The following is a 19,070-nucleotide window of genomic DNA, read 5'->3' as shown; positions in this document are numbered from 1 at the left end:
TGAGGGCGACAAGGTCAGATTGAAGAAGGTCAGGCAATCTTGAACCGTGACACTGACTGCCGCAACTCTTCAGCCATTTTCGAGAGCTCGCGGACCTGGGCTGCCGTGGAACGAGTCCCCTCACCCGTCTGTTCGGTAACCGCAAAAATGTGCTGGATATTGTCAGCCACCACGTTGGCCAGGTTCGCCTCGCGGGAGGTTGAACTGGAAATTTGTTCGATCAGCTCCGCCAGGCGCCGGGACACCTGGTCAATTTCAGTCAACGCAGTACCGGCGTTGTCCGAAAGCTTGGCGCCTTCCACCACCCCTTGGGTTGACCGCTCCATGGCACCCACCGCATCCTGCGTGTCGGTTTGAATCGCTTTGACCAGTGCCGAAATTTGACGCGTCGCGTCGGCTGATCGTTCGGCAAGCCGCTGTACCTCCTCGGCCACCACCGAGAAGCCCCGCCCGGCTTCACCGGCCGACGCGGCCTGAATGGCGGCATTGAGCGCCAACACGTTGGTCTGTTCGGTAATGTCGGAAATCAGTTCCGTGATTTCACCAATTTCCTGCGACGACTCGCCCAGGCGCTTGATGCGCTTGGATGTCTCCTGTATCTGGTCCCGAATCGAGTTCATGCCGCCAATGGTGTTTTGCACCGCCTTCAAACCCACCTCCGCAGCCTGCAGAGACTGCCTGGCAACCGAGGCAGATTCCTGTGCCTGCACGGAGACGTCATTGATTCGTGACGCCATATCCACGACCGAGCGGCCGGTTTCCCGAATTTCATGCAACTGTTCATTGGAGGCTGCCAACAACTCTGTTGACGTCGTGTCCACTTCAGCGGTCGTCTGCGCCACACGGGTGACCGTACTTTGCACGTTACCCACCAGCGATCGCAACTCCTCCACCGTGTAATTGACCGAATCGGCGATGGCCCCCGTGATGTCCTCTGTCACAGTCGCCTCTTGCGTCAAATCGCCTTCGGCGACAGTTTGCAACTCGTTCATCAAACGCAAAATGGCAGCCTGGTTCGCATCGTTCACACGTTTGGCCTCCTTCTCCTGACGCTCGGCCTCCAGGCGCTGCGCTTCGGCCGCGACCTGACGCTTGCGGCTGTCAAGCAATTGAACATAGGACAAGCCACCAGCACAAAGCAGCGCCAGCAAAACAGAACCCACCAGCATCGACAAAGCGCCAGCACCGAGACCTGCGTGTGCTGACAGTTTGCCCTGCAGCTCTTCAAGATTTCGACGCAGAGGTTCACTGTCCGCAATAATGGAAACCTGTGCTTCACGGGCCGAAACAAGCCCCTGCAGATTACCCAAAATGGCCCCCGCCTGCTTTCGGGTCTCCTCAAAAAGATTGATCAAGGCAGCCAACTGCTCACGTGTTTGCGGGTCTTTCGTCGCACCCAAACGCAACTCGGGACTGCCATCAAGCATGCCTTGGGCGATTTCCTTGAACGAGTTCAAGTCCTTGCCCAACAGAAAAACCGCCTCCGGACTCACGCCCTCAACCGTCAGGAACTCATTTGAAGACTTGCCAATACGCTGTGTCAACATCACCAACTGACCGGCCGCCGATATCTCTGCGGCGGCGGCGTTTTGTTGCAGCTTGAGGGAGGACGCCGTCTCTGCTATTTCCAGTAAATCCGACGATTGCCGGTTGATCAGCCGAAGCGCGGCACCGACCTGCGTCAATATTTTTTGTTGGCCCAACACAATCGCCGCATTCTTTTCTGCCCTCTCCATCAGCGGCGTGATCTTGTCAAGCTCGGGCAAATAATCTGGACTCAAGGCACTCAATCCCATTTGCCCATCACCGGCTTTCAGACCGCGGACTGACTTGGCCAAAACGCCCGAGCTCTCCACCACGTCGGGGAATGCCTCTGCACCACCCACCAACGCCTGAGAAACCGACTTCGCCAGACGCTGTGACTGCATCAGCGACTGTCCCGTGGCCCCTAATTGCTGCGCCACCTTGTTCGCTTGGTTTAACGCAAACAAAGTCACAACTACGAGCAAAACCAAGGCCAGACCCAGCAGTATCGAAAGCAGGCGCTGATGCTGGACTACCGTTTTCTTTCCCAAAATCGGAAGGGCAATCAGGTTGGCCGCCTCGTCATCAATCGCCTCACCCGTGTCGCCACTGGATCGCCCTGGCGCAACCGGTCTTTGTTGTCCGGATTCTGTTGTGCCCGTCATTTGATCCAACTCCATCGGATATAGGGTGGCGCCCGGCACGCCAAGGCTCAAGCGGGAATCTTGATCAGACTCAGGTACTTTTTTGACAAAAAAATTTTTCAGTTGATCAACGACGGACATGATGAAACCCTAGGTAAAACTTAAGCGCTAATGCTGAGAAATTCTGGAAGTTGAGACAAGGACTGCAAGTTGATTTCCTGCCAATGCGCGCCGTCGCGGTCAGTAAACCGGGTGCCAAAAAAAACCGGAGAACCCTCGGGTGGCGCCTCGGCACCGGCAAACGCATCACGCTTGCGAAGTCCGGCCAGGCCGTCCACCATCAAAGCACAATTGAGCTCCAGCGCCGAGTTGATCGTGATGACACTGGACTCAGCGAGCGACTGTTCGGTTCTGCCCCGAGTCGATCCGCCGCTCATGAAACTTGCCAGATCGACAACGCCAAAAAGGCCACCACGAAGATTGACGACACCCATGAACCATTGACGGCAATAGGGGACAACCTGAACGTTGGTCAGTGGAAATATCTCGCCGGATTGCGCCAGCGGAAAAAGGTAGTTTGACTCGCCCGCCTTGACAGCCAGCCACGCAACTGACACGTCCCCGGAGCGAGCTGCCTGCAATCGACTGGCAAGGCGGGTCTGGAGTTCTCGAAGTGCTTCGCGATTAGCCATGCGATCCTGGGGAGTTCAGCCCAGTGCCTTGATCTTGACCAACAACTCGGCTGCATCAACCGGTTTGGTGATGTAGTCGCGCGCGCCTTGGCGCATACCCCATACGCGGTCTGTCTCCAGACTTTTACTGGTGCACATAATGATGGGGATATCCGAATACTCGGGCGTACGATTGATGGACCGCGTCAGTTGAAAACCGTTTTGGCCCGGCATCACCACGTCCATGAGGATCAGATCGGGTTTTTCTTCTGCGAGTCGGCGCAGCGCTTCATCAGCGCCCTCTGCCGTGCGCACCGACATACCGTTTTTTTGCAGCAAATTGGTCATGAACATCAACTCGGTTTTTGAGTCGTCCACGATCAGAACTTTATGGATAGCCATCAGTTAACTCCTTGCGCCACTTTGCCGAACTGCTGTACAGCTTGCAATAACTGGTCTTTGGTAAATGGTTTTGTCAAGTAATCTTGCGCCCCGACCATGCGTCCGCGTGCTTTGTCAAAAACGCCGTCTTTCGACGACAACATGACTATGGGCACGTCTGAATACTTGGCATTTCGCTTGATGATCGCACAGGTCTGGTAGCCATCCAATCTGGGCATCAGGATGTCGCAAAAAATGAGCTGGGGCTGGTAGTCATTGACTTTTGCCAAGGCATCAAAACCATCTTCAGCCAGCATGACTTCGTGTCCGCCTTGCTTCAAAAAAATCTCGGCACTGCGCCGGATGGTGTTGCTGTCGTCAATCACCAGAACTTTGAAAGTCGATCCAGTCGTATTCACAAAACAAGACTCCTGAAATGGTGATAAATCTCGCTGATGGTACACATTTCAATAATGGCGCCTAAATTTGCACCATTTCGAAATCCTCCTTGCGCGCACCACATTCAGGGCAAGTCCAGTTGACCGGCACTGCTTTCCATTCTGTCCCCGGGGCAACGCCGTGATCGGGATCCCCCCTGTCTTCGTCATAGATCCATCCACAAATCAGACACATCCATGTTTTGGTCGATTCCACAGCTTAAAAGGCCTTCGAATAGAATGCAAGCATCGAAAAAAAAGCGGCATTCGCAATGCTTCGCCGCACGCCACGCTATGTGATATTTTGCCTGAAGAAACACACTGGCCCGCTCACACCAGCCCCCATGGTTTCCCTAGTAGCCAAATACTTGAACGAGTCATTGGCAGAGGTCCGCCAAACCAGCGCGTTACCCTCATCTGTCTTTTTATCCCCACTCTGAAACCCCCTTCCCATGACACTTAACACTGATAACAACCAAATTTTGTTCGAACGTGCCAAACGCGTAATCCCCGGCGGTGTCAATTCACCGGTCAGGGCCTTCAAGGCAGTTGGCGGCACGCCACGTTTTGTCAAACGCGCCCAAGGCGCCTACTTCTGGGATGCCAATAACCAGCGTTACACCGACTTTATTGGCTCTTGGGGCCCCATGATTCTGGGACACGGGCACCCGGCGGTCGTAGAAGCGGTGCAGGCCGCTGTACTTGAGGGCTTTTCTTACGGCGCGCCAACTGAACGCGAAGTTGAGCTGGCCGAAGAAATTCTGCGCCTGGTTCCGTCCATGGACATGGTGCGCCTGGTCAGTTCCGGTACCGAGGCCGCCATGAGCACTATCCGCCTGGCGCGCGGCGCCACCGGCCGCAGCAAGCTCATCAAATTCGAGGGCTGCTACCACGGTCATGCTGATGCACTTTTGGTGAAGGCCGGTTCAGGTCTGGCCACTTTTGGTAACCCGACCAGCGCCGGCGTGCCACCTGAAGTGGTGCAACACACAGTGGTGCTGGAATACAACAACATTGAGCAATTGGAGGAGGCCTTTGCCATGCAGGGCAGTGAAATTGCCTGCCTGATGATGGAACCCATTTGCGGCAACATGAACTTTGTGCGCGCCAGCGTGCCATTTGTGAAACGCTGCCGCGAGCTCTGCACCCAGTACGGCGCACTGCTGGTTTTTGACGAGGTGATGACTGGTTTCCGGGTGGCGCTGGGCGGCGCACAGAGCGTTTATGCCAAGGAAATCCCCGGCTTTGAACCCGACATGACGGTGATGGGCAAGGTGATTGGCGGTGGCATGCCACTGGCCGCTTTCGGCGCCAAACGCGCTGTCATGGAACATCTGGCACCCTTGGGAACGGTCTACCAGGCCGGCACACTGTCAGGCAATCCGGTAGCGACCGCCTGCGGCCTGGCCACCCTGCGAGAAATCAGCAAACCCGGATTTTATGAAAGTCTTGCGCGCACCACCCGCTCACTGACCGACGGCCTGAAGGCTGCCGCGACCGCCGAAGGCCTTGCTTTTAGCGCCGACAGCGAAGGAGGCATGTTCGGCTTTTTCCTGCTGGATACCCTGCCGCAAAATTACGTCCAGGTCATGAAATCCGACAGCGCCCGCTTTAACCAACTTTTTCACGGATTGTTGGATCGCGGTGTGTACATTGCTCCGGCCTTGTATGAAGCGGGGTTCGTGAGCGCAGCCCATACCGCTGAAGACATTGCGGCCACTGTGGCAGCGGCGCGCGCGGTGTTCAAGATAATCTCAAAATAACAGGGTGAAATTTTCGCCCGACATGGCTCAACACCCCAACTCCAATTTAATCGTCGGCTAGGGTGTGCCGGTCAAGACCCAAAAAAATAGCCCCGGCTCCAATGAGGAACCAGGGCATTTTTTTGGGTCATTTTTTCAAGTCACGGAGACTGTCAAAAATAGTCAATTTGGCGGAACGGAGTCGTTCACATAAAGCCTTAAAACCCGCATGGATGCTAGGTTTCAAGATTTGAACAATCACCAATACCCCCAAAAATACCCCCAATGAATTTAGCGACCCTCTTTTCATCAGGCTTCGGGCAGTTTAGCGTCCGACAAGCGACAACAATATTTTTCACGATGTCGCCAAAGTCCAACGCAAAACATTCGTCCAGCTTCGTCACGCGCGGTCAGACCGAAGCAGCACTATGCAGAACCCCCGTCAACATGCAAATTGCAAGCAACGTGACTAATGCGGATGTTGTCACCACAAGAATGGAAGTGATTGGAATCGAAAGCCCACTTCAGTACATGCGGCGTGGTCAGCCCCCGTTGATCTGCCGGTTTCTCCTCATCCATGGTGTCGCGAACCTTCTTCATCAGTCCTGAACCATTTGCATCACGCATGTAGATCACCATCAGGCCTCGAAGCTCCCTGCCGGTCATGTATCCCAACAGTTGCCCAACTCCGTCAATGTGATACTTCGGACCACGATGAATCTTTGCTTCACCAAGAATTCTGCGCGAAATTCCCAACCGATACGACTCGAATGTGAGATCAGCGTGACCGTTTGAATGTTGCTCCAAAGAGACTGATAAGCCAGGGACCAACATGGCAAGGCGCAGAACCGCAGAAAGCGCGGGCTCCTTCAAGGCCTGAAAACCGTCCTTACTCTCCTCAAGTCCCGCCAGGGCTTTATTCAAGAGCGAATCAAATGCAACCTGAAATTGATCGTCAGTCAAAGAAGCGAAAAGGTCCAGATGCTCGGGTGACTTCTGACGCAACTGATCGGTTAAATCAAATAGAGTGCCGCCTTCGAGACTCATTTGGCTGCTCCTTGCGCTACCACGGGTGACCATGACACCGCATATTGCGATGCCCACGCTTTCCATTCGGCATCCGTCATGGTCTTACTCTTCCACCACGCAGCCAGCTTTTGCGACACCTCCTCTGCCGGAACTTCAGTGCCGTCTGGTGCACGCAATTCCATACGCAAAAGTGCGGCCTTGGGCGCTCCAAGCAAACCCAGCACCGCCAATAGCTCCGATTGCTGCCACCCGCCAGCGTCCGCAATGGGGCTCAAATCCGCAAGGCAAAGCACCCTTCGGTCACTTTTCACAATGACAGACCAAAAGGCGTCATTGATTTGGCTCCACTTCGAATCGACTCCGAGCTGTAGCCGAAGAAACTCAGCCGATCTCTGCTTGATGCTTCTGAGCTCGTCGAGCACTTTCGATGCACTTGTTTTGACTACTTCGCGTTCAACAGGCTGGTCGCCCATCGCAATTGAAGCCCCCTCCGACACAACCCACTCTTCATAGTCTGCCATCATCAGTTCAGGCCGCTTCAACAGTGGCAGCAGCAGCGCTTTGCGGTCAGGGTGGGTGAGTATTTTCAAATTGGTGGCCGTGGTATCCAGCAGCCCCTTGAATTTGGTAAAGCGCTCATCCCATGGAAAATCCGCGCCCTCGTTCGCCATCGCCTGAATCATCTTGCGGTGGATGTCGTTATTGCGCTTCGCGCCTTCGTTGTCGATGACCTGAAACAACGCAATCAGAAACGACTTTAGCTTTTCGATGAGCTGGAGCTTTTGTTGTTCGGTGAGCTGCAAGGCGGCGAGCAATTCAATGGCGTCCAGCGAGGACATTAACCCGCCCACGGAATGCGGCAAGCCCGCCTCGCCCTTGGGTTTTTTCTTTTTCTCCTCGGCCTCCGGGAGTTCATCCAGGCCCCAACCGACCGCATCCTCCACCAGGTCGATGTCGAACACCGCGCCGACGCGATCATCATCGTCACGCAGCTTGCTGGCGAGATGCTTAACCACCTGTTCGGCGAACGCTGCCCGCTTCTCGTCGGCGTGCTTGGCCAGTGCCGGTTTGGTGAAGTCGAGAATGCCGGATAACCGCTCGCGGCTGGACAACCAGGCTGAACCGGCCTTTCTGATGGTCTTGGCGCGCTCCACTTCGTTCTTCACCAGCCCATCCAGAAAATCCGAAAGGCCGGTTGCCGATTCCTGATCCTTACCGCCGGATGAAGTGGCCTTCCAGGCGCGCCAATGGGCATTGATGTCCTTTTCATCGAAAAAAACCTTGAACGCCGCGTCCATTTTGTCCTTCAACTCCATCGCGTCCAGGCTCGAAACCGTGAGGCCGCCATACTTGGCAAACACCTTGGGCAAGTTTTTCGAGACTACGCCGTCATGGGAGAAATCCACCAGCAGGCAATCGTTTTTCCACTTGCGCCAGCGGTTCACGCGGCAGGCGGCCTGGAACAGCAGCACATCGTCCATGCCTCGGTCGATGAACAGCGTGTGCAGCGTCGGTTCGTCAAAGCCGGTCAGCAGCTTGTCCACCACCACGATGAGCGCGTTATGCACCTTCGCGCCCTGTTTCGCCCCTTCACCCTTGCGGCGGAATTCGTCGATGATGGCATCCTGATTCCTGCCGCCGTTGAGGGAAGCGCATGAGGCTTCCCCCTGCTTGTCGGTATAAAGCAGCAGCACGGGCGTGGCCTTGATTGCCTGCGCGTGCTCGACGAAGCGCGGATCGTCCGCCAGCTTGTCCAGCTCAGCGCGCAGCAGCGGTTGATAGGCAATCGCCGCCTTGATTGAATGCGCCGCGAACATCGCCTTGCCATCGCCCAGGGCGCGCCCTCCCGGCGGGCGTATCGCCATCATGGTCTTGGCCACAAACACCAATGCCGCATTTTTGGCGACCATGCTTTGCCGGTCTGGGTTCTGGTAAATCTCGTCCGAACTCGGCGGGCGCAACTCATCGCCGGGCCTCAGCTTCTGCACCGTGTCGGTAATCCGGTACTGCAAATGATCCTCGAAGCGGATCACGTTCTGTATCGGGTTCAGAATCACCCTCTCGCGAATCGCCTGCGTCATGGTGTAGGCGAAATACGGCGCCCAGCGGATGTCATCCCCCGCCGCCCGTGGCGCACGCCATTCGCCGAAGCGAGCAAGCACCTCGTCGCGCGGGGTGGCCGTCAGGCCAATGATGAGATTGCGCTTGGCGCCCGCCGGACGGAGGCTGCCCCACTCGTCGAAAATTTCGATAGTCGCATCGTGCAATACACCGCCTTGCGAGCGATGCACCTCGTCGATGATGAACGCTACCCGCTTGCCAGTCAGAAGCTTGGACAGCGCTGCATCGTCCTGCGCCAGCCGCTTGATCGAGGGGAATTTCTGGATATTCACCACTACCACCCGCGCTCCGTCTTGCAGGCTGTCGTACAGCCCCTTGAAGGTTTCCGCCTCGGCGACGATGTTCTTGGTCGCCCCCAGGCGCGCCGCCTCTTCCGCCACGTTCTGGCGCAGCTCGGTGCGGTCAGTGAGCAATATGCACAAATCGAACAGCGGTGATGCCGCCTTGCTGCGCGGGTCGGGCATGTCCGAAAGCGCCTGCGCCAGCCAGACAATCACATTGGTTTTTCCCAGCCCGGCAGCGCCTTGTAACAGGATGGAATGCGACTCCTGCCCGTTGCGGTGCAGCAGGGTTTTGGCCACGATCTCGTTAACCTTTTTCGGGTCGAGGTCGGGCAACGATTCTGCGAGCGCCGCGCGGATGTCCGGCTCGTTGATCTTGGATTTACTCTCGTCGGCGTACAGCGCGCACACCCGCTTGACCGACTGATGCAGCATCGCCCGCTGCGCCGGGCGGGGGCGCAGAATCTCGGTGCCGGTGGTGGTGCGGCTGGGGCGTATCTGGTTGAAGAAATAGATCTCCCGATCCACGCCATCCGCAGCGGAAAAAAACGAGGCCAGATGGTCGGCCAGCGCCTCCGAGGCAGGCTTGTCGCGCATCTCGGCGGCGCGCATGAAGGCGTCCATCACCTTGCCCGGCAACGTCTCCACCAGCGCCTGGGTATCGTTGGCCTCGATGGCGTCGTCGATTTCCGGCAGCAGCCATTCGATGTCCGACAGGATCATCATCGCGCCCATGTCCACGCAACTGATGTGCGCGGCTTTTTCGTACAGGCATATCGACTGACGGATTTCCTGGCGCTCCTTTTCGCGCAGATCGCGGTGGCGAAAGCCCGGCCACTTGCCGCCCTGTGCCGCGTAGCGCTCGCGCGCCTCCTGCAAGGCCGCGCTGCCCGCCTCGATGCAGTCGTGGGCAATCTTCTTGCGCCCGTGCCCGGCGGCGGTCTGCCCGGTCTGCGCGGTTTTCAGCTCGGCATAGGAGAGGTACAGCCCATTGACGAAAAACACCACGTCGGGGCGGCGCTTGATGCGCTTGTTGCTGTGCGGAAAGACGCGCTCGAACGGCGCTTCGGGGATCACGCGCAGGTAGTTCTTCTTGAACAGGTCCGCCGCGCCGGAATCTGCCCCGGTGCGCGGCGCTTCGTTCCACAACACGAAAGACTGCCCGGCAAAGGTGATGCTCTCGCGCAGCACAAAAGCGGCATTCGCCTTGGCCTCGATCTTGGGCAACAACGCATCAAGCAGAAAGGCTTGCAAAAAATCCATGTCGGAGCCGTACCCCTTGCTGGCCTTGGCAAAGGCAGCAACATTCAGCGGGCAGCCGTCGCGCAGAAAGTGCAGCAAATCCCCCGGCACGATCCAGCGCGCGGCGTCGATGTCGGTGGGCTTTCCCTGTATCCAGTCCAGTCCACCTGGTTGGGGCGCGGTCAGGTAGGGGATGAAAATGCCGTTCTGAAAGTCGCTTTCCTTGAAACCGTGTGCCATGGGTATTTCCTCTGGGGCTCAGGCGGCCTGCGCCTCTGAAGTTTGCGGCACGTAGCCGGATAGGTCGATCTTGCCGGTCACCGCCTCGTGGATGATGGCCTTGCGCAGTACCTTCAACACCTGAGCCTGCTCGTCCAGCGTGGCAAGCTGGGTATCAATAAGCGCGGTTTGCCGGTCGAGATAGTCGGCGATGGCGCGTTGTTCGGCGGGCGTTGGCAATGAAAACAAAAGCTCGGCCAAATCCGCAAATTTCATGGATTGCCGAACACCACCGCCCAAGCCATAAAACAGTTTTTGAATGTCGCCGACATCATGCAGAAGATACGCAGAATATCGATCATTGAGTGACCGGCTCGATACGCACAAATAGGCAGATGTGATAATTCCTTTGGTCGTTGCGCGACCTACACGCAAGCTTTTCTGGTCGTTTTGCAGATCAGTCAGACGCAATACAACGTCGCCCGGATGTACACCCTGATATGAATCGAAACTTTCAGGTGTAACGCCTTTCTTTTCCTCCATGTCCTTGACGATCACTTTACCGTAGCTCAACGACAAAACCGTCTTGTTCGGCTGGGCGCGGCTGTTAGAGATAAAGCAGTCTTTCATTCGCTTGATTTCCCACCCCTGCGGAATCTCCCCGATCCACGCCACCCCGGAATCTTTCATCGGGGCGTTCTTGTTCAAGCCCTTGGTCACAGCCTCGTGGATAGTAGCCTTGCGCAGTTCGGCCAACACGGCTTTCTTTTCGGCAAGGGTGGTAAGGCGCTGGTCGATCAGCGCGGTTTGCCGGTCGAGATAGTCGGCGATGGCGCGTTGTTCGGCGGGCGTTGGCAATGAAAACAAAAGCTCGGCCAAATCCGCAAATTTCATGGATTGCCGAACACCACCGCCCAAGCCATAAAACAGTTTTTGAATGTCGCCGACATCATGCAGAAGATACGCAGAATATCGATCATTGAGTGACCGGCTCGATACGCACAAATAGGCAGATGTGATAATTCCTTTGGTCGTTGCGCGACCTACACGCAAGCTTTTCTGGTCGTTTTGCAGATCAGTCAGACGCAATACAACGTCGCCCGGATGTACACCCTGATATGAATCGAAACTTTCAGGTGTAACGCCTTTCTTTTCCTCCATGTCCTTGACGATCACTTTACCGTAGCTCAACGACAAAACCGTCTTGTTCGGCTGGGCGCGGCTGTTAGAGATAAAGCAGTCTTTCATTCGCTTGATTTCCCACCCCTGCGGAATCTCCCCGATCCACGCCGCGCCGGAGTCTTTCATTGCCCTTGTCACGCTCATGCCCCCGAGATGCTGGCGGTGAAGTCTGCTTCCTGTTCCGCGCCCTTGGCGTTAAGCCGGTGCAGTTTTTCCAGTAAGTCCTTGACAGTGCCCACTTCGCTTTTCTTGGGAAACTGCTTATTGAAGTTGATTTCGCAGCCGACCGTGACGGCGTCGGGCACGCGCTCGAACGGTTCTTTCACCCAGGTGGCGAGAAAGTCGCGGATGATGGCATCGTTGCCGGCCGGGTCGAACGAAAAGGCTGTGGTCTCGGTATCCTTCTCTTTTAGCGGGCCGAGGGTGACTTCGACCTTGAGCACTTCCGCGCCCCTGGCCTTGGCGACCTTGGCCTTGACAGCCAGCACGCCCAGGCCGAGTTCGGAGAGGGTCGTGCCATCGTCAAGGCGGATCGCACCAGTTTCGTTGTCGCGTGTGTAGGTGAGCTTGCCCGATTGCACGGTGAGGGTTTCCGCCGCCTTGATGGCCTCGTTGAACGCGGCGGCAGCTTCCTTAGTGGTCAGGTGATCCGGCTTGATCAACGGGCCATTCTTGATGATGTGGCTTTGCCCTCCAATTGTCACAGTGATGACCTCGCCATTGAGGGCGGTTTCTTCCTGGATGGCACGCCCTTCCGCGTCGTGGCGGTGCAGGATGATTTCGACCTTGTTGTAGAGCAGTTGATCGACCGTGAGCACTTTAGAGATGGGGCCGTCTTTGCAGGCGCGGAAGGCTTTCACAATCGCTGCGCAGTTGGCTTCGTCGATCTTGCAGTTCTTCTTGTTGAGATTCTTCTTGAGTTTGACGAACTGGTCTTCGGCATTGATGAGTAGCACTTTGCCCTTGCGCGCCTGCGGCTTGGCGCGGTTGAGTATCCACAGGTAGGTGGAAATGCCGGTGTTGAAAAACTCGTTCTTGGGCAACTGGATGATGGCTTCGACGATGTCCTGTTGCTGGATCAGCCAGCGCCGGGTTTCGGATTCACCCCCACCGGCATCGCCGGAAAACAGGGTTGAGCCGGAATGAACAATCGCGGCTACCCCAACCTCGGACAGGTGAAACGCGGCGTGCTGCAAAAACAGGAGCTGACCATCGGAGGTGGGTGGCATCCTGTCCTTGGCGAAGCGCCCCGAGGCATCCATGCCCAGGCTTTGCTTGAAGTCTTTCCAGTCCACGCCATAGGGCGGGTTGGCGACAATGGCGTCGAATTTATCGAGGAGGAAAAGATCGTTGGTGAGGGTGTTGCCCCATTCGATTTGGGCATCCTCGCGGAAGCGGGCTTCGATGGATGCCAGCGCGAACAGCGGATCATTCAGTTCTTGGCCACGGGTGCGCACGGAAAGCTTGGGGAAGGCGTCGCGCAGAGCATCTTCGGTGGCGAACAGAAAGTTGCCGCCGCCGCAGGCCATGTCATACACATCGGCAATGCCGGTGCCGCCTTTGCCTTCGCGGCGCAGTTCGATGATGATAGCGGTGGCAAGGTCGATGACATCGGAAGGCGTGTATTGCTCTCCGGCGGTTTCCGCCGAGATGTCCGCCCACTTGCGCTTGATGTGTTCCTCGATGGTGGTGATCTCGGAGTTATCGAAGGGCGTGAGGTCTATCGACGCCCACTTCTGCGCGAAGGGATAGAGCGGGTTGTTGTCGCGGGCGTTGAGGTCGGATGCCTTGCCCTGCATGTCGAGAAACTTGGCCGATCCTTGCGCGTAGTCGATGCCCAGCAGCTTCTTGGTGTCAGGGTCGTATGAGTTCAGGTGCGATAGCAGGCGGTTGAGAAAGTTGCCGCCCGGCACCAGACAGGTTTCGCGCAGGCCCTTGTCGTGAAGCAGCAGGTCTTTGTGGTAGCCCTTGCCGACGGCTTTGGCGGTATCGTCCAGCCATTTGGCGTGGGTGGCGTCCTCGGGATCAAAGGCCGCGCCAGTTTCCTCTTCATACTCGGCAATGCGCTCTTGCTTGAAACGGCGCAGGCGCGATTCGAGCATCATCAGCGCGAAGAACGGCATCATGTAAGTAGGCCATTCGCTTTCCTTGATCCCCGCGCCGCGCAGCGTGTCGGCGGTATCCCAGATTTTTCCGGCATATTCGAGCAGTCCCGCGCCAATTTTTTGTGTCATTTGGTTTTTTTCTTGTCAATGTCAAGGGTGACAGGCGCCTGGATTGGAACCTGTACCCGCCCGCAATAGTCCCGAATCATGATTTCAATCATGTTCGCAATGCTCCGGTGTTCCAGCTCAGCGGCGGTGCGCACCGCCTCTTTTAGTCCCGGCTCAATACGAAAAGTCAATGTGGTGGTCTTGGTGGAGGCCATGGTGTTACCTCATACAGCATTTGTACTGTGGATATACTGCACTGTACAACAAAGCTCAGAGGCGTCCGATGGCGTGGGTTCCACGCTGATTTCACCGTCGAGCAGGGAAACAACATGACCCGTCACTACTCGACCCGAGACTTTTTTCGGCACATGCCCAACGCACTGTTGGCCCGCTATTTTGCGGGGCGCGCGGTGTTTGGCGAGTTCGATTTCGCCGCCATGTCCGAGACCCGGCACGACGAATTGTTTGCTGCCTGGCTGGCCTTGCCAGAAGCCCAGCGCAACACCATGGATGCGGAGTTTCGCGACATCTTTGAGATGAGCTGCGAGAAGGGTTGCCGGGCCATTCTGGACGAGGCCCAATGGCACCTGGCCCAAGATGCCGACCCCAACGCCGCCATTGCCTTCACCGAAAAGCTGGCCGCACTGGCCAACCACTTCGAGCGCGCCATGGTCACATATCTGGACCACAACCTGTTTTGGCGTGGTGCCATGCACTTCTACCATGCAGACACCCTGTCGCACTGGCGCAAGCGCAAGAACCTGCCGCACAACGCCGCTCAAGTGGACACCACCAGCACCCAGGCTCTGGCCAACCGCATCCGCACCTACTTTCACCACACCGAGGGCCGGGGCAACAACTGCGTGGTGGAGCCCTTTCGCCGGGGCGACCTCGATTACTTTTTTGCCTACCCTGAAGACTACTCACAACAAAGCCCCGAGTGGGTCAACGGGCAGTTTGGCATTCGCCCGCACAACCCGGCGTTTGAGGTGATCTTTGTCTACTCGCAGTCTGAAGGCAAGCTGGACCTGAACTATCGCGGCGCCTACAAAGCTATCGAGCCGCTGCAAGCCATGTTTGCCGAAACTATTCTGCAATTGCCCGAACTGCCACCCGACCCCAAAGACTCGCGGGTGTATGACCTGGGGCCGCTGCGGCAGCGCAATTTTGAATTCACCTATGACCTGGGCAGCGGTATTGAAAGCGTTGTCGTGAAGAAGCTGCGCCTGTCGTCACGGGCCACCCGAGGCGAACGCATCTCGCTGGAAGCCGACACCAGCCAAGACCCGCAAGCCGTGTACGCTTTGCTGGATCGCATCCAAACCGCCATGCCCATGGCCCAGTACAGCGTCACCCAAGTGGATTTGGCCGTGACGATAGTGGTCGAGGCCGACCGGCCACCCAAGACGGTCAACATCCATATCACCTACCCCAACTCTTGCTCGCTCAAGTACGACGAGTTGGGCTTGAAACTGCGCGACATGCTCAGTGCATCGGGCATTGAGCCGCGCGAACCCACTGACTTGGTCACGTCTGACGCCACCACGGTCCATGCACCCACACCTGTAGCCGCACTGGTGGAATGACCCCGCAGGCCGCCTTGACTGAATTGCTGGGCCGCATCGGTGCGCGTAACGGCGCGTCAGTCACGATCAGCAGGCAAGAGTTGAACCAGTGGCCCGCAGCGGCGGTATCCGCGTTGAAGTCACAAGGTCTGCTGCTGAAAGCGCGCCCTGTCAAAAGCGTGGTCTGCCCCGGCTGCGAGCAAGAATGCAGCATGCCGGTACACACCCCGCCAAGCGCCAACACACCCGCCACATCCTTCGTGGTGTGTGACAAGCGCAGCGACATCAACCGCGTGGCCATCCCTACCGCAATGTTGTCCCTGTGGCGCAGTGATGCCCAAGCGGTGTGCGGATTTGTCGCCGCCAGTCTCGGCCTTCAACAAACCACCGTACAGCCATCCGAAGACCGTTTGCTGCCCATTGGCATGGCGCGCGGAAACAAACGCACCCAGATGCTCTGTCTGCGCCTGGATGGGCATTTGGCGCTGGTTGCCGGTGCGGCTGCAATGCCGCTGGCGGATGTCATCGCCTTCGAGGATGCCAGCTTCACTTTGGATCAGGCGGTGATTCGCCAATTAGTCGATGCAGCCACCACCGCAGACCCGCACCACACGCCCAGCACCGCCAAGCGAGAGGCGCGCAAGATCGACACGCAGGCCATGTACGTCGCCTGGCAGAAGGCATACCGGGCTTTGCTCAAGAAGAGTCCGGGAAAATCAGACGTTTGGTATTCGCAGCAAATCGCCAAGGCGGACAAAGTACATGTCCGCGACCCCAGCACCATCAAGAAACGCATGAAATCTTGAAATAGTTGGGCGGAAAGTTTTCGCCCAACTTTCACGCCTGAGAGCACGCCGTTGGCCCGGTTTTGTTCCAGGCAGTTCGCCCCTCTTTTCCCTCTGAAACACAGCTCGCAGCAAGCTGCCGCGTGGGCCTTTTGTCGCCCAAAACGCCCAACCAAACTTGCGTCTGAGTTCATTCCATACCCGTCAAAGAGGACCCAACATGACGACCACCATACTGCGTATCCCAGCCGCCAAAACCCAATCTGGCTACTCCCGCTCCACCATCTACCTGCGCATTGCGCAGGGCTTGTGGACCAAACCCGTCAGCCTGGGGCCGCGCGCCGTCGGTTGGCCCTCCAATGAGATTGAGGCGCTGAATGCGGCGCGCATCTCGGGCAAGACCGATACCCAAATCCGCGAATTGGTCGAGACGCTGCACACCAAACGCAAAGAGCTGATGGCAGCTTGGGGGCTGTAGCCATGAAAACCGCTCTTCATGCCCTCGCCTATTGGTTGATCCAGTCCGCGCCGTATGCCATTGCAATCCTGTTGGGCATTGCGTTGAAAGGCTGCGTATGAACGACCTGATCGACCAATTCAGGCAGGCCATTTCGGCGGCGGGACTGACACCACCGACCGAAATCGTTGACGACGGCGCAATCCACCGTTTCAGCACCAACGGCAAGCCCACCCATAAAAACGGTTGGTACATGCTGCACGCCGACGGCATCGCCGCAGGGGCGTTTGGCGACTGGCGCGAGGGCTTCACCCAAAACTGGTGCAGCAAGGCGGACACCTCCATGACCGACGCGGAACGGTTTGCACACCGTGAGCGCGTCAAGACCATGCAGCGCCAGCGTGAAGACGACCTGGCACAGCGCCAGCAATTGGCAGCAGCCCACGCACTCAAGCGCTGGACGGCAGCCACGCCCTGTACTCAGCACGACTACCTGACCCGCAAAGGCATCCTGCCCCATGGCGCAAAGATGGAGGGCGACAAGCTGTTGGTCCCGATGCGTGACACGGAGGGCACGGTGCACAGCTTGCAGACCATAGCGCCGGACGGCACCAAGATGTTTATGTCGGGCGGCAGGGTCAAAAGCTGTTACTTCGGTATCGGCAAACCCAAGGGTGCGCTGATCGTGTGCGAGGGCTTTGCCACGGGCGCAAGCATCCATGAATGCACGGGCCATGCGGCCGCTGTCGCATTCAATGCGGGAAACCTTGAGGCTGTCGCCGTGGCACTGCGCAGCAAGTACCCCGCTCTCAAAATCATCATCGCCGCCGATGACGACCACCAGACCCCAGGCAACCCCGGCATGACCAAAGCCACGGCAGCGGTGCAAGCAGCGGGTGCCACCCTCGCCGTACCGGTGTTTAAGGCAACAGCATGAACAACATGACGGACTTCAACGACCTGCATCTATTGGCGGGGCCAGACGCGGTCAAGGAATACATTGATTTCGCTATCAACTCAGTAGCTGCTTGCACAAGTGATACGAGGGCTACAGGCCAATTGACCATATGGCCGGAGCCGAAGGAGATCAAAACTGATCTTCCTCTTGCTCCAGCCTTCGACGCGAAGACTCTACTGCCCCCCACGCTGGCAGACTTTGTGCTGGACGAAGCCGACCGCATGCCCTGTTCGCCGGACTACATCGCGGCGGCGCTGATCGTCTGCCTGGGCTCGGTCATTGGTGCGCGCTGCGGCATCAAGCCCAAGCGCCGGGACGACTGGATCGTCACCCCAAATCTGTTTGGCGGCATTGTGGGCGACCCGTCTTCCAAGAAGTCGCCCGCCCTGGGCACGGTGACGCGCTTTCTTGACCGCCTGGAGGCCAAAGAAGCCGAAAAGCTGGAAGATGCCAAGAAGATATTTGCTGCTGAAACCGCAGCCTTTGAGGCGCACCAATCCGCCGTCAAGGCCAGCATGAAGAAGGCCGCAGGCGGCAAAGGCGACCACCTCAAAATGAACGCCGCCATTGCGGACTTGCAAGACCTGCAAGCCCCGGAAGAACCCAAAGAGCGGCGTTTCAAATCCAACGACTCCACGGTAGAAAAGCTGGGCGACCTGCTGGTGCACAACCCGCAAGGAATGCTGGTTTATCGGGACGAGTTGATCGGCCTGCTTGCATCTTGGGAAAAAGAAGGCAAAGAAGGCGATAAGGCTTTTTATCTGGAGGGTTGGAACGGCACCGCCAGTTTCAACATTGACCGCATCGGGCGCGGTAGCCTGCACATCAAAAACCTGTGCATCTCGGTGTTCGGCGGCATCCAGCCGGAATTGCTGGAACGCTATCTCGCCGGTATCACGACTTCGCTGGACAACGATGGCCGCATCCAACGGTTTCAAGTGATGGTGTACCCCAACGCCGTCGCCTGGGAATGGCGCGACCGCTATCCGGTCAAGGGCGCACGCGAGGCGGTGCGTGATCTGTTCGACCGGCTGGCCGTGTTTGACCCCGTGCAGGACGGCGCGGCACCTAACGACGACTTTGTGAAGCTGCCCCACTTCTGCTTTGATGATGCGGCGCAAGACATCTTTGTGGAGTGGTGCACCGAACTGCACACCGTGCATATCGCCCAAGAGCAAAACCCACTGATGCAGCAACACTTCGGCAAGTTTGAGAAATTGTTCTGCTCCATCGCGCTGATCCTGCACTTGGCCGAAGGCTCCATCGGCCCGGTGACGGCCCCCAGCGCATTGCGCGCAGCCGCCTGGTGCGAATACCTGACAGGCCATGCACGACGCATCTACGGGCTGGTAGAGGCCGCCAAAGTGACCACCGCCCGCATGATCAGCCGCCGACTGGCCGAGGGCAAGTTAGACGACGGCTTCACGGTGCGCGACATGGTGCGCAAGCAATGGTCAGGCGTGACCAGCGCCATGCAGACAGAAACCGCGCTGGCCATCTTGGAGGAAAACGGCCATGTGCAAAGTCAGGACGGCATCAACCCGCTGGGCCGCCCGACGGTCCGCTACTACGTCAACCCGCAAATCAAGAAGGTGGCGAAATGATCACCTGGGCGGAAC

At 57.5% G+C, this 19,070-nt stretch carries 16 protein-coding genes; 6 read left to right on the top strand and 10 right to left on the bottom strand.

Translation table 11 applies throughout. The annotated features are described in order from the left end of the window. Nucleotides 1–29: 29 nt before the first annotated feature. The 5 genes from RFER_RS06915 to RFER_RS23395 all read right to left on the bottom strand — a co-directional run bounded on the left by RFER_RS06915 (nt 30) and on the right by RFER_RS23395 (nt 3,853). Complete coding sequence (locus tag RFER_RS06915; protein ID WP_011463676.1) at nt 30–2,309, bottom strand: methyl-accepting chemotaxis protein; 2,280 nt, start codon at nt 2,307–2,309, stop codon at nt 30–32. Between the two features lie 20 nt (nt 2,310–2,329). Next, nucleotides 2,330–2,860 carry a chemotaxis protein CheW gene (locus RFER_RS06910; RefSeq protein WP_011463675.1) on the bottom strand — a complete coding sequence of 177 codons (531 nt, stop codon included), beginning with the start codon at nt 2,858–2,860 and terminating at the stop codon, nt 2,330–2,332. Between the two features lie 15 nt (nt 2,861–2,875). Further along, nucleotides 2,876–3,241: a response regulator gene (locus RFER_RS06905; protein ID WP_011463674.1), complete on the bottom strand. Its 366-nt coding sequence runs from the start codon at nt 3,239–3,241 to the stop codon at nt 2,876–2,878. After that, entirely contained in the window at nt 3,241–3,639 is a 399-nt protein-coding gene (locus RFER_RS06900; protein ID WP_011463673.1) for a response regulator, read from the bottom strand. Before RFER_RS06900 ends, RFER_RS06905 begins: the two co-directional genes overlap by 1 nt. A 61-nt stretch (nt 3,640–3,700) precedes the next feature. After that, complete coding sequence (locus tag RFER_RS23395; protein ID WP_011463672.1) at nt 3,701–3,853, bottom strand: rubredoxin; 153 nt, start codon at nt 3,851–3,853, stop codon at nt 3,701–3,703. 256 nt (nt 3,854–4,109) lie between these two features. Between RFER_RS23395 and hemL the strand changes: the two genes are divergently transcribed. Next, a complete protein-coding gene (gene hemL, locus RFER_RS06895; protein ID WP_011463671.1) occupies nt 4,110–5,420 on the top strand; it encodes a glutamate-1-semialdehyde 2,1-aminomutase in 1,311 nt (436 codons plus the stop codon). 405 nt (nt 5,421–5,825) lie between these two features. Here the strand turns inward: hemL and RFER_RS06890 are convergent, their stop codons facing one another. The 5 genes from RFER_RS06890 to RFER_RS06870 are packed head-to-tail and all read right to left on the bottom strand — an operon-like array spanning nt 5,826 to nt 13,901. After that, on the bottom strand, nt 5,826–6,446 hold the full coding sequence (locus RFER_RS06890; RefSeq protein WP_011463670.1) for a hypothetical protein: 621 nt from the start codon (nt 6,444–6,446) through the stop codon (nt 5,826–5,828). Continuing rightward, entirely contained in the window at nt 6,443–10,312 is a 3,870-nt protein-coding gene (locus RFER_RS06885; RefSeq protein WP_011463669.1) for a type I restriction enzyme subunit R domain-containing protein, read from the bottom strand. Before RFER_RS06885 ends, RFER_RS06890 begins: the two co-directional genes overlap by 4 nt. Before the next feature lie 18 nt (nt 10,313–10,330). Continuing rightward, nucleotides 10,331–11,599 carry a restriction endonuclease subunit S gene (locus RFER_RS06880; RefSeq protein WP_011463668.1) on the bottom strand — a complete coding sequence of 423 codons (1,269 nt, stop codon included), beginning with the start codon at nt 11,597–11,599 and terminating at the stop codon, nt 10,331–10,333. A gap of 14 nt (nt 11,600–11,613) precedes the next feature. Continuing rightward, nucleotides 11,614–13,707 (bottom strand): HsdM family class I SAM-dependent methyltransferase, encoded by a 2,094-nt coding sequence (locus RFER_RS06875; protein WP_011463667.1) that lies wholly within the window; start codon nt 13,705–13,707, stop codon nt 11,614–11,616. Beyond that, nucleotides 13,704–13,901, bottom strand: a complete 198-nt coding sequence (locus RFER_RS06870) for a hypothetical protein (protein ID WP_011463666.1) — start codon at nt 13,899–13,901, stop codon at nt 13,704–13,706. The genes RFER_RS06875 and RFER_RS06870 overlap by 4 nt, the downstream gene beginning before the upstream one ends. 114 nt (nt 13,902–14,015) lie before the next feature. Here RFER_RS06870 and RFER_RS06865 point away from each other — a divergent pair, with 114 nt between their 5' ends. The 5 genes from RFER_RS06865 (at nt 14,016) to RFER_RS06845 (ending at nt 19,055) form a co-directional block, all read left to right on the top strand. Next, nucleotides 14,016–15,272: a hypothetical protein gene (locus RFER_RS06865; protein ID WP_011463665.1), complete on the top strand. Its 1,257-nt coding sequence runs from the start codon at nt 14,016–14,018 to the stop codon at nt 15,270–15,272. Then, the gene (locus tag RFER_RS06860; RefSeq protein ID WP_011463664.1) at nt 15,269–16,057 is read left to right on the top strand and encodes a hypothetical protein; all 789 of its coding nucleotides are present in this window, start codon (nt 15,269–15,271) and stop codon (nt 16,055–16,057) included. Before RFER_RS06865 ends, RFER_RS06860 begins: the two co-directional genes overlap by 4 nt. A gap of 199 nt (nt 16,058–16,256) precedes the next feature. Then, a complete protein-coding gene (locus tag RFER_RS06855; RefSeq protein ID WP_011463663.1) occupies nt 16,257–16,514 on the top strand; it encodes a helix-turn-helix transcriptional regulator in 258 nt (85 codons plus the stop codon). 97 nt (nt 16,515–16,611) lie between these two features. After that, a complete protein-coding gene (locus RFER_RS06850; protein ID WP_011463662.1) occupies nt 16,612–17,430 on the top strand; it encodes a toprim domain-containing protein in 819 nt (272 codons plus the stop codon). Then, a complete protein-coding gene (locus tag RFER_RS06845; RefSeq protein ID WP_011463661.1) occupies nt 17,427–19,055 on the top strand; it encodes a YfjI family protein in 1,629 nt (542 codons plus the stop codon). The genes RFER_RS06850 and RFER_RS06845 overlap by 4 nt, the downstream gene beginning before the upstream one ends. Nucleotides 19,056–19,070 lie beyond the last annotated feature (15 nt).

Origin of the sequence: Rhodoferax ferrireducens T118 (genome assembly GCF_000013605.1) — a bacterium.
Taxonomy (GTDB): Bacteria; Pseudomonadota; Gammaproteobacteria; order Burkholderiales; family Burkholderiaceae_C; genus Rhodoferax; species Rhodoferax ferrireducens.
This window is presented reverse-complemented; position numbering and strand designations above follow the sequence as displayed.